At 36.5% G+C, this 12503-nt stretch carries 11 protein-coding genes; 8 read left to right on the forward strand and 3 right to left on the reverse strand.

What is annotated here, in order from left to right:
• The 7 genes from ACY10D_RS07455 to ACY10D_RS07485 form a co-directional block, all read left to right on the forward strand.
• The coding region (locus ACY10D_RS07455) for a hypothetical protein (RefSeq protein WP_487000126.1) at window positions 1–238 on the forward strand (238 nt) is incomplete at its 5' end.
• Window positions 239–404: 166 nt separating this feature from the next.
• On the forward strand, window positions 405–1748 hold the full coding sequence (locus ACY10D_RS07460; protein ID WP_487000127.1) for a hypothetical protein: 1344 nt from the start codon (window positions 405–407) through the stop codon (window positions 1746–1748).
• A 107-nt stretch (window positions 1749–1855) separates the two neighbouring features.
• Window positions 1856–2620, forward strand: coding sequence for a hypothetical protein (locus tag ACY10D_RS07465; protein WP_487000128.1), 765 nt, complete (start codon window positions 1856–1858; stop codon window positions 2618–2620).
• Between the two features lie 163 nt (window positions 2621–2783).
• Window positions 2784–3299 (forward strand): hypothetical protein, encoded by a 516-nt coding sequence (locus tag ACY10D_RS07470; protein WP_487000129.1) that lies wholly within the window; start codon window positions 2784–2786, stop codon window positions 3297–3299.
• A gap of 238 nt (window positions 3300–3537) precedes the next feature.
• Window positions 3538–6009: a TcfC E-set like domain-containing protein gene (locus tag ACY10D_RS07475; protein WP_487000130.1), complete on the forward strand. Its 2472-nt coding sequence runs from the start codon at window positions 3538–3540 to the stop codon at window positions 6007–6009.
• Window positions 6010–6022: 13 nt separating this feature from the next.
• On the forward strand, window positions 6023–6931 hold the full coding sequence (locus tag ACY10D_RS07480) for a hypothetical protein (RefSeq protein ID WP_487000131.1): 909 nt from the start codon (window positions 6023–6025) through the stop codon (window positions 6929–6931).
• Window positions 6932–6954: 23 nt separating this feature from the next.
• The gene (locus tag ACY10D_RS07485; RefSeq protein WP_487000132.1) at window positions 6955–7461 is read left to right on the forward strand and encodes a hypothetical protein; all 507 of its coding nucleotides are present in this window, start codon (window positions 6955–6957) and stop codon (window positions 7459–7461) included.
• On the opposite strand, the gene ACY10D_RS07490 is transcribed toward ACY10D_RS07485, so the two are convergent.
• Window positions 7453–8802, reverse strand: a complete 1350-nt coding sequence (locus tag ACY10D_RS07490; RefSeq protein ID WP_487000133.1) for a sensor histidine kinase — start codon at window positions 8800–8802, stop codon at window positions 7453–7455. The two genes, ACY10D_RS07485 and ACY10D_RS07490, sit on opposite strands and share 9 nt — an antisense overlap.
• Window positions 8803–8810: 8 nt before the next feature.
• A complete protein-coding gene (locus tag ACY10D_RS07495; RefSeq protein WP_487000134.1) occupies window positions 8811–9581 on the reverse strand; it encodes a response regulator transcription factor in 771 nt (256 codons plus the stop codon).
• Window positions 9582–9886: 305 nt separating this feature from the next.
• Between ACY10D_RS07495 and ACY10D_RS07500 the strand changes: the two genes are divergently transcribed.
• Window positions 9887–10768 carry a helix-turn-helix transcriptional regulator gene (locus ACY10D_RS07500; protein ID WP_487000135.1) on the forward strand — a complete coding sequence of 294 codons (882 nt, stop codon included), beginning with the start codon at window positions 9887–9889 and terminating at the stop codon, window positions 10766–10768.
• A 137-nt stretch (window positions 10769–10905) separates the two neighbouring features.
• Here ACY10D_RS07500 and ACY10D_RS07505 read toward each other — a convergent pair whose 3' ends face one another.
• On the reverse strand, window positions 10906–12438 hold the full coding sequence (locus ACY10D_RS07505) for a sensor histidine kinase (RefSeq protein ID WP_487000136.1): 1533 nt from the start codon (window positions 12436–12438) through the stop codon (window positions 10906–10908).
• Window positions 12439–12503: the final 65 nt, after the last annotated feature.

Below are 12503 nucleotides of genomic sequence, written 5' to 3' on the forward strand. Positions count from 1 at the left end.
ACAGTGGTATTTAAGTAACCTTCAATTAATTACTGGAGTTACAAAAAACTATGATTTTATAAACACCCCGTCAGCCTTTGGCTGCCACCCCTCTTGCAAAGGAGGGGAATTGGGCAACGGTGATTTTAATTCCCCTCTTTGCAAGAGGGGTGCCGAGTTTAAGAGGCGGGGTGTTGAAATAGCAAAAGTTCGTAAGTCCAGTCATAAAAACACATTTGCACATGTATGCCATAGATAATACATCTATGAAATAGCTTGCTTTCAACCTGAAACTTTATCATAAGTGCGAGCTTCAATGCGAAATATCAGTAGCTAACTCAAATGGTTACTATGAAGCTCATAATTTATCTGTAAAGCACATTAGTGCAAGGAAATCAAATCAACAATTAAAGGAGTAAATAAGTATGACTACCATGTTAAAACGAACTAAAGCAATTGGTGCAGTAGCTTTTACACTAATTTTATGCGCATGCAAAGATAGCAACCAAAAAAATGGGATTATTTTGCCGTTTTACCCTCAAGAAAACGAACAAAAATCGCTATATCATGACCAGACAGACAAAACCACTACTAAGCTAACAGCGCATCATCAAACTAATGATAATGGCCCTAGCATTATATTAGGTAATACAACAACCAATGAAAGCATAGTCATTCTTGCACCACAGATCACTAATGAGAATGAGAATGAGAATGAGAATGTAATAGGCAACGAACCAGAATCACAGATCACTAACAGCAATGAAAATGTAATAGGCAATGCGTCAGGGATTACTAGCATCAATGAAGAAATCCCAAATCAATTACATATAGATCATGTTGAACCGATCCAAAGTTCCCTACCCCCATCTGAATATAATCAATCTGAGCTACCAGCAGATAGAGATAGTCAAACGCACTATACGCTAAATATTGCCTTGCCTAACTCTGAAGTTGAATCTGATGAGCTTGAGTTGCTTCCGGCGCTTAATGACGATCTGTCGGCATTTTATTCGATTACCAACGACAAAAATACAGATATTCGTTCTTTTTTAGAAGGTAGCGCCGAAGAAGAAATATCCGAAATAGTATGCTTATTAGATAATCATACTATTTGCTTTAACGCGCAGGAACTTCCTCTTCACCTACCAAGTAACAATTACCACCGTCTTGATACCGATGACTATCAACAAAACGTAAATATCATTAATGCTTACAGTCTAACCTATTTAAATAATAGCCCAAATATTGATATCCCTAGCTTGCCACTTAGCTCAGCTCACATATTTTTAGTCCAAGGTTTCTTACAGGAAAAGAACATCTTATTAGCTGTTTTTAAAGGCATGGGTTTATCTTTGCATAATCCAAATATGAACAATGAAAAAACATTCGCATTTTTAAAACTTTTACTACATACATTATATGCTGAATTTGCTAACACTCTTCATAATAAGCAAGGGCTTGATCTATCTGAAATCATCAACCATATAAAAAATAGTAGCTTATCACATAAATTATCAATAAAGGCTAACAATGCTTGTGAGCTAGCTATTGTGGAAAGTAGCTTAAATCCTTTTTGGCAAAACCAATTGTCGCAAAGGATGGGTGAGAACCAAATAAATACCTTAGCATCTGAATATGAGATTGTTACTTCTAAAGCCTATGAAACATCAGAAGACTTCTACTTGATCAGCACAGATTCATTAGATCAAGGAGAAATATCTAGTTTATCCTCTGAAGATAATTTAGACACATCATTCATGTTATAGCTATACAACTACATACATCTTAAATCTACAAACTACATACAAAGCATAGCTCACACTCATCAGAGCCCATAAACTCATTTCCAAGCAATAATAAAATTGGATTAATCATGAAGCTAATAATGCGTGTATCTCTTTTTGTTTGTCTTACAGTCGCCTGCATTCCATTATTAAATGCAAGTATTGCTGTAGATTCACTGTATGACATCTGGGGCTCAGATAAGGATACGTTTGTCAAAACGGTATACAACGATAGTAGCGACAAAACAGCCTACGTCAAACTTGAGTTAAGTCATATTGATATCGATGGTGTGGGTAACAAAAGTGAGCGTTTCCTTAACGCAAAAGAAATGTCCCAATCCGTTTTTATGACACCAGCGAGACTCATCATCCCACCAAAACAAAGTCGTTATATACGCTTTCGTTTGCCACAAGGTCGCAGTGATCAAAAAGCTGAGCTGTATAAGATCGCAATCACCCCCGTAACACCCGAGAAAGGCGATGGTTTCGGGTTATCAGAAAAACAACTAAAGGAAGTCAAAGAAATATCGGCTGGGGTCACCATCAATATTGCGTATGTTAGTCAGTTGATTGTGCAGCCAACAAACTCAACATTCAACACCCAAATATTCGATCAAAAAGAACATGTTGTTATTACTAATCTAGGCAATGACTTAGTCAAAATCGACATACAACAGCGTTGTAAAAGCGGTACTGATCCTAAAATCAGCGGCTGTACTAATGGGTACAAACGCCAAGAGTTACGGATTATGCCTAATGATCGACGTGAAATTAATAAAGAGCATGCCACTGAAATAACCTTTGATGTTACAGAAGGTAATAGCAAACCATTCAGTCGGACGATTAAAGTGTGATTGTAAGGCAGGATTAAATCTTGCATCGAAAGATAGAAAGGAGGTTCAGAAAATATATAAACAAGCATAATGATTAAGGGGGATATAAATATGTCAGCATAAAATCAAATCAAATCAAATCAAATTAAGTTAAATTAAACATTTGACTAAAATGGGGAAAAATATGAAAAAACTAACGAAAAGAATCTTAACTGGATTAACTGCTGCTTCAATTGTTAGCGTTGCTGTGTTGCCGACTTCAACCATGGCAATTGGCCATGACTTCAATTTACAGCTACAAACAACAATTACACAACCAATAGTAACAGGCGCATTGTTCGGAAATGAAGTTGTTGTTGCTGCCGACCCAACAGCCATAATTGACCTTGGAAGTGCTAACCCTGGCACTATCAACAGTAGAGAGATTGAGCACGACTTCATACAGAATACATCAGGGACAGCTCACCACTTGGATATTACAATAGACGGTGACTCTAGACTTAAAAGAGATGGTTCTAATGACTATATAGACGTTACGTTTGCTATTGAGGGAACTGATCTTTCAAGTGCAAGTCCTATTAACGATCTAGAAATACCGGCTAATGGAACATTTAGCCTTACTCTCAAAGAGATTGATACAAGCGCAACGGTTCCTGGAGATTATCGTGGCAACCTCGTCATTCGAGTTTCTGAACACTAATAAATCTTAATTCTACTAGGAGAACAATCATCGATTAGATAACTGCAACTAATCACATATTGATAACTACACATTATCATTATTATCAGCTTGGGATTAAATCTGATGATCATTCTACGAAATTCAATTGAGTGTTTAGTTAGATGAAGTACGCATTTTGTGGCATATGGCTTCAGCTAAATAAATATCCAACCATCATTTGAGTCAACCCCTAAAACAAAATAGGTAAACACAAAAAGTGAAAACACGCTACCAATTGATAACACTCGCTTTATGGCAACTATTTGTACTAGAGCTAAGCCTTGCTAGTAGTAAAAAGCAACAATCATTGCCAGCCACAGGCAGTCATGGCTATCACACGATTCCAGATGAATTTAAAGCTGCACTTTCAGAGCAGTTTGAAGTCAACGTGAGTATTAGTGGCATCAAGTTGGGACAATTTGCCATTGCCTATCGTAATGAACGTATTTTCTTTGATATTGATGATATATTGGGCAATAAAAAGATTCACTTAAAATCAGAAACCATTGCTATTTTACGTCAACTGTTTAGTGATGGGCTTGACCCACATCAGGTGATTTCATGCTCGGATATCATGCAATCTCAAGGCTTGTGTCAGGCGGATCAGCCTTTTTTAAGTGCCCATATTAACTTTGAGCAAATGACCTTATCACTGCTGTTAGCGCAAGATGCCTTTGAGTATAGCGCCGGACAAAATGGTGTCTACTTGAGTAACCCCTCAAGCAACACGTTAAGTTCGTTATTTGGCTACCAATTGAACTTTAACTATAGTGATAATCGCAATACCGATTATTACCTTGAGCTTAATAATGTCACCGGTTTAGGGCGAAATCACCTAAATAGCAGCCTTTATTTTCAACAAAGCAGTTCACAAAAGAAAACACGCGTCAATAATATCTATTGGCAAAATGACCAGCGTAATTTATACCTGCGTGCTGGTTATTTTAATAATGTCAACTTTTATGACGGTCAGACAGGTTATCGTTTAAGCTATGGTTTTAATGGTAAAGGGATATTAACTGAGCTTGGCAGTTCAGACAACTTGGCTATCGTTAATAACAAACCGGCATTGGTGCCTATCCCACTATTTTTAGATGCCAATTCAACGGTTAATGTCTATAAAGACGGGCGTTTGATTTCAGTGCAAAACTTCAGCGCAGGCAATCATTATCTACAAACCGAGAGTTTCCCTTCAGGCATCTACCCTATTGATATTGAGATTACCCAAGGCAGTAGTGTCATTCAAAAACAAACGGCGATTGTTAATAAGCCTTCAACGTTAAATAAACTCCATGGTGATAACAAAGCCTATCGCGCATGGCTAGGGATGGTGAGCAAAGATCAAGATAGTAGCATCAAAGCGCCATACCTTGGGGGCAATTACGCACTCGCTGTTACTAAAAATGCGGTTGTTAATACGGGCGGTTATATTGCGAATAACTTAGTGTTGACTGAAATTGACAGCGAAATTTATTTGCCTTTCAACAGTCAATTCACGCCAAATCTGGCGATGGATTCGACAGCTAATTATGGGGTAAGTTTACAATTAAGTACGCCATGGAGCACTTATTTCACGACCAATTCATGGTATAACACCAATAGTAAAAGTGACAATGGGTATAGTCCATTTAAAGCAAGAAGTAATCGCACGGGATTATCCACTTATTTAGATTTACAAAAGCTTTATATCGGTTCAATTTCAACCACTTATAGTTATAACCTACGTGATAAATCTGACAGCATCTCAGTTAATCTTTATCGCACACTGTATAACCGTCATGGCTTTAATGTCAGCTTATCAGCAAGCTACAATGACTACTTTAGTAGCTCAACCACTACAACTGATAAGGGCTATTCGCTGAGCCTTAACTTCTCTTACTTCTTTGGTAGTGGCAGCTCGATGAATAACCGCATGCGTTACCAACAGCAAAACAATCAGGTTTCCAATAACCTTAGCTTCTCACCAAAAGTCGATAGCTCATATCTACGTAATGTTAATGCAAATATTGACTATCATAGGCATTATTATAACGCCATGGCAGCTGTCGGGTTAACCTCTGAATGGCTAGAAGGTGATCTATCAACCACCTCAATTGGACGTGGTAGTGATCACGATTATAGTGCGACAGGAAATCTTAAAGGCAATGTTATTTTAGGTGCTCATCATATGAAGCTGCACAAAGATAAAACGGCCAAATCAGGTGTGATGCTTAATATGCACATGCCCGATGACAGTTATCAAATGTCTGCACAAATCAATGGGGCAAAGTATCCCTTAAAAAATGGACAGAATTTTATTCCTTTACGACACTATAAACAATACGAAATCGCAGTACACGAGCATGCAGATGAGGCGCGGTCTGTTTATTTTAAAGATAATATTGAGCGCGCTAATCTTTATCCTGGTTCGATTTATCAAATAGAAAAAATGATTTTCCCTGTGGTTGAAGTGGTTGGTCAGCTAGTTGATCAATCAGGCAAAGCGATGCCACATACACGCCTTATCAGTGGTGATGATCAATTTGCCAAAACCTATACTGATGATATGGGCTATTTTGTGATAAAGATCAGCCAAACAAATCCAAAGCTTTATGCGCTGATCAAAGATCATAGCAAAGCACTACGACTCAATCAACCAGATATCCAACACGCTAAATCAGGTGCTTGGATTGGTACACTAACGGTTTAATCAAGGGGAAAAAATGATAAGGGAAATAAGGCAAGTAAGGCAAGTAAGGCAAATTAAAATGATTGCGCAATGTTGTGCTTTTTTAGTGGGTTGCTTTTGTGGTGAGCAGAGTTGGGCAACTGATTATGAGGCAGAATTTCATGTTGACCTTATGGATAAAACTGCTAAATTTAAAGGTTCTGGCGACCTTATGACAGATGTTATTGGTGATAACTCTATAGAGCTACAACTACCTAAAAAGAAAATTCTTGAAGGACAAAATCTTAAGAAAAGGGAGAATATGAATTATACTTCAAGTGTTAACCTAAATTGTGGTGACAACGTGTCATTAACGTGTGAGATAAAATATTCAAACGACAATGTATTGTTGAGTAACTCCAGAAAAACAGCTTACATCAAACCGCAATTCAAAGCTTTGGATATTAGTGTGTTGAAAAAAAATGGAATAAAGCGATGTGAAGGTCAACATTCACTAGATTTAAAAAAAATTTTAAAGCTTAATGCGAGCACGACATCTGAGATCAAGTATATAATAGAAATAGCCCCATATATTAGCGTCACCAAAAAATTCATTGATGCTGAACTTATCGAACGGCAATCTGGCGAGTATAGCCAACAAGTAGAGATCCCTGTTGCAACCAATGCCAATAATATTACGTTAACCCTATCTTCTTGTACACATTCCGATGGTACTACCTGTCAGCTAAAGCATAAAGATACTGAACATAAAATACCGATTCATATAAACAATAATGATGGAGATAATGAAGTGATAATCAATCAGGCGATAACAAAGTCTCAGTTGTCTACTATTGATAACCAATTTATTTTAGATCTTAAAACCAACAAAGATGATATGAATCATGCTAAAGCTGGGGAATATAAAGGAACAATCAAGTTAAAACTCGAAGCGTCTTTTTAAAAACAGGATGAAGGTAACAACAAATGATTAGAAATTATTTAACAATGGTTTTAGGGTTTCTTATTTTATTATTTGCAGGTAACTGCTGTTTAGGCTCACCAATTAAAGATGTGGAAATTAATGCACATCTTAAATTCGATGAGCAAATAACGTTAACACAACCAAATGCTAATATTACCCTTTTGCACCAACCAAGTGGAAGCCAGTATGGTGTCGACAATATTGCATATGCTGGCTTGTCTGAGGAATTTACATTAACATCAAACATCAATAACCCGCAATATACAATTCAATGTACACCCGCAGATATAGCTACTCAAAGCGGTAAGCAAAGATATTTAGGCTATCTTTACCAAAATGCGACTGCAAACAACACAAAAGATATTATGGGGAATGATAAAGTAACAATTACACTCGATAATAGTTTTTCTAATACTGCAACCTTCCAGTTGCTTTTTGTATTACCTAATGGTGTTAACTATAAAACGGGAACGCATTCAAGCCAAACCACTTGTACCATTTCAGCTTAATCTCTCCTTTGCATATGGCTTCGACTGACGCTCAGCAGACAGTGTCAATCGCCACTTAAGTTCAACCACTAATCCACACTTGTTGGGATTGTTATATATAGCTAAAGTAGCGGCATTGTGCTCAACGATTTCTTTGACTATTGATAACCCTAAGCCTGATCCTGGAAGATTGTGGCTTCTTGAGTTATCAACACGAAAAAACGGCTCACATAGTTGATCGATAATCGTTGGATCAACCCCAGGACCTTCGTCAATAAAGCGCAAATAAATCGTATCTGTGTTAACTTCTTCAATGATTGTCACATTAACACACTTAGCATATTTAATGGCGTTATCAATGATATTCTGCACTGCGCGTTTAAATGCTTTTCTTTGCAAAGGCAATACCGCTGAATCCAGTGTGCTTTCAAATGTAACAGCAAAACCATTGATCTGATATTCATGACAAACAGCATCGATAAAATCAACTAAATTAACAGGCTGCATTGTTTCGGTTTTGTGTGACTTCTCACTATAAGCGTTCATCTGATTAATCAAATACTCCATATCGGTATAATACTTCGATAATTGATGATGATGTGCCTCTGGGATCATATTCTGCATATATAGCTTGGCTTTTGCCAAAGGCGTTTTCAAATCATGGGACAATGCGGATATCAGCTGTAATTTATCATCTAGCATTTTTTGCACTTTATCACTGACTTTAATCATCAAATCAGCAGCATTTTGCATAAAAAACGGCGTGAATAAAGAATGTTTTTTTATTTCTATCCCCAAATTATCGGCAAGCATCTTCATTTTCAAATAGGGTTTTAGTAATTTCTCAGTATATGCAAAATATACTGGAATAATAAATGCAATAAACAAAGAGGCCAAAGCAAATAATAGATATAGGTATATCCGATTCGTATTATCAATTGAAAAATCTATGCAAAAACCAAGGTCTTTGTAGCAAATTGAAATATCTTTTTTTCCATAGCCGATATCTGGCAATACTTCTTGTATCCGCTTACGCACCTCCCTATAAGTTTGCGAGAAATAGGTGCCTTGCAAACTAGTAATATCTAATACTAGCTTCTTGGAAAACACGCCATTGTTTGAAAACGCATAACCAATATAATTAGGCCACGTACTAACATACAATGATAAATTCTGCTTATACGATGTTTGTGGCAAAAATTTATAATGCAGATTCAATACCGCATTAGTGAGTGAATAAATCGTCTGATAATAGCGGTTATTTTGATAATTTTTATATGAGAAAACGATAAATGCCGCGTTAAGCAGTAGAAAACCCATAAAGAGCTTTGGTACTAGCCAAAAATATATTCTTGTTTTCATTCTGAGTTTCACTTTTGGTGCTCAACCAACATTTTTTGATCAGAGTAATAAATATCTGCAAGCATAATATAACCGTAGCCATGTATAGTTTTAATAAGTTTCGGATTAGCTGTATCCTCCTCTACTTTCTTTCGTAATCTGCCAATAATAATATCCACAGCACGGTCACTGCCGTCATATTCGCGTCGAAAAAGCGCCATTGTTACGTCATTACGCGATAATATTTTTCGATTAGAATCAATAAGCAATCTTAATAAATCATATTCGGTATTGGAAATCTCAATGCTGACACCTTGTGAATTAATCAAATAACGGTCATATAAATCTAAAATCCAACTGCCAAAATAAACATAACGTTTGTTTCTATTCTCCTCTGTTGCAAATGAGAATTGCCGCAAAGCACTCTTGATTTGTGCTACGAGAACATCGCCATTAAAAGGTTTTGTGATGTACTGACACGCACCAAGTTCATACGAAAGTATTTTTTTCACATCACTATCAAGTGCGGTTAAAATAATAATCGGAATATTATAATTCTTCTGTATTTGCTGGCAGGCATCAATACCATTACCATCTGGCAACATAACATCTAAAAGAATGATATCTGGCACTTTTTCATTCAAGATGGTTAATGCTTCTGATAAGCTATACGCAAAGCTCACCAAAAAGCCATTATTTTTGAGTAGTTTTTGAAGAAGCTCGACCATCTCATGATCATCATCAACAATTAATACTTGGTTGTCATACAAGCGCATCGTGCTATCAGAGTTTAATATCATTTTTATATCCTATCGTTATTAAAAGCTGTAATTTGTTGCAATAAGTAGCCTCAATCATTAAATTGTAATGAAACACGATATTAGCATTCAACCGATCACCAATACTTAATGCAAACAAATACATTTACATACATCTATTGTAAGTTCATCAATATGATATTTAGCCCCTTTCAATCCAAAAACAGGAGGTTAGCTAATCATGATCTTGACACGCCGTACAATTACGGTGTTTTATAAAAATTTCGTAAAATATTGAAAATATCACGCCAAAAAAGTTGTTATTTCATTCAGAAAGCATACAATCCATGCACCTGAATTGTTTTAGCCAATCACTTATACCAATTAAAATGTCATCTATTTTATCCATCTATACAACGTTATATGAGCAACACAACAAACTACTTATATCTATACTACAAAAAGAACTTCACGGTATCGATGCTGATGAGATCGTTTATACTATCTTGCACCAAAATGGCTTAGTTTACGAAATTCCCCTTCGAGTTATAGACTCATCATATCGATATCTGGAGCACCGACCTACTCACTCAAACCCCATGCACTCTTATGCTAATGTACTACTGCTACCAAGTTTGACAAAATATACCGATATTTGTCATTTCGTCAATAAAGCCGATCAAGAAGAACAACGCTTTATAGACTCTATTCTTGATAGCGATGATGATGCTTTAATGATTTTTTGCTATCACTTGGATGGCAATATTTCAAAGCTTACACTTTGCTTCAAAGATAAAAAAAGGCAAATTGCCTACATGGATAAATATAGTGAGCTTAAGCACCGTATACAATGCTTTTATCAAAAATTGACAACTGATTTTTGCGGCTTGTCAGAGTTCTTAGTTTCAGAAAATTTCTCAGGGCATGACTTTCAAAAGCCCATGAACATCGAGCTGACTCACCCTATCATTGAAAAGCTGTCAGTCAAAGAGTTGCAGATTATATGGTTCTTGTATCATGGGGTTCATAGTGCAAAAGAAATCGCACCAATGATTACACTATCACACCGCACAGTTGAGGATAAACTTAATGCTTTGATGAAAAAACTGGGGTTTTCTACTAAGTATGAATTTCTCATGTACATCTCTGGTCAACAGTCTCTAATGCGCTATTTGCTACATCAAGGTATTATTACATCAGGCTGTAAAAGGGGTCGCTTAAGCATATGATAGGCTAAGTGAGGGTCTCTGGGGATGTGAGGGGTCTGTGGAGTATGACCAACCCGAAGCAAGCTACTCAAGCGACACTAGGCATGGTACACTTTCTCACTGATAGCATCAATGAGCATAATGTATTGTTATGTATTTTAATGCTCTACCTTGTTATCTAGACATGAAAACGGTAGCTTAACAAGAAATTTACTCCCTTCTCCTAAAGTACTCTCAACAATAATTTCACCGCCTAATATCTCGACATAATCCCTGACAATACTTAAGCCCAAGCCACTACCGCGAACACTATCACCATAGTGATTTTGCTTTACCCTAAACCCTAGCTCAAAAATATCAGATAAACACTCTTTTGGAATACCTATCCCCGTATCTACAATAGCAAAACACAACCATAAAGTAGTCGTTTCACCTTGCTTTTCCACCTTTTTTGTAAGTGTTGTCAATAACTCAACGCTCCCTTGATTAGTGTACTTAATAGCATTTGCTAGCAAATTACGCAAAATCATGCCTAGTTTGACCGCATCACCATTGATTTGTTCTGGTATTACCTCAGCTATCATCAAACTGAGTGATAGCCTTTGTGATTTTTCAACTGAAATATGACTCTGGAGTAAGTCAAGTTCACGATGTAGCAAATCTCTAATAAAAAAATCCTGTTTATTAATTCCAAAATCCCAAACTCCCGACAAAAATTCTCGCCGCATATCCGAAAACATTGTCTCGATTCTATCAATATTACGACAAAATCTTTCCGCTATTTTTTGACCTTTAGCATCGTCTTTTAAAAAAATATGCAACATAGTAAAGTCACTTTTTAAGCTGCTAATTGGCGCACTTAAATCATGGGAAAAATTTCTAATAAGTTGCGCTTTTAATTGATTTTGTTTTTTCAATAATTCATTCTGTGACTTCGTCCGCTCCTCTAGCTTTTTACGCTCAGTAATGTCAATTGAAATACCCACCAACCCAATAGTATCCCCCTTTAAGCTTGATATTGGAGATTTCGTTGAAATATAATGACGACCACCATCAAATAGTGTACTCGGCTCATCAAAGACTTGAGTTTCACCTGTATCAAATACCAAGGCGTCATTTTCTTTTATGATATCAGCGACACTTCTTGGCAATAAATCATAATCAACTAAACCAATCAGTTCATAAATATCTTCAAACCCAAAATAACCACAAACAAGCTCATTACCTCCAATATATCTACCCGATAAATCCTTCCAATATACCATAACATCCAGAGAGTTAATGATCTGTTGATACATATAAGAAACCTCGTTTCCCAACCGAAAATACTCGCCAATCAAATTCATAGGCAATAATACAAATACAAAACCGCTTTCAGTGGCTCCTGTAACATTCATTTTGACAGTAAAAAAGTCTTTTCTTGCTTCAGACCCACCTGATATTGATGAAAAATGCACAGCATCAAAATAAGTAATAATATCTGTTTCACAAGCTTGAGAAAACAATACTGAACTAAAGGATTTCAACCCAAGATCTCGCAATGTCTTTCCAATAACAAGGTCATGGTTACTCACCCCTATAATACTTAGGAACCCTTGACTACAACAAACTATTTTTCTCCCTTGATCAAGACAATACACGGGCAATGGCAATCCACTCAAAATTGCCCCTCCAACTTCCATTCTACTCATACGACTAACCCCCAAAGTAATTTATACCCATCATAAACCTCTTCAACATTAAGTACCGCAAATGA

This window comes from Cysteiniphilum sp., assembly GCF_057495195.1.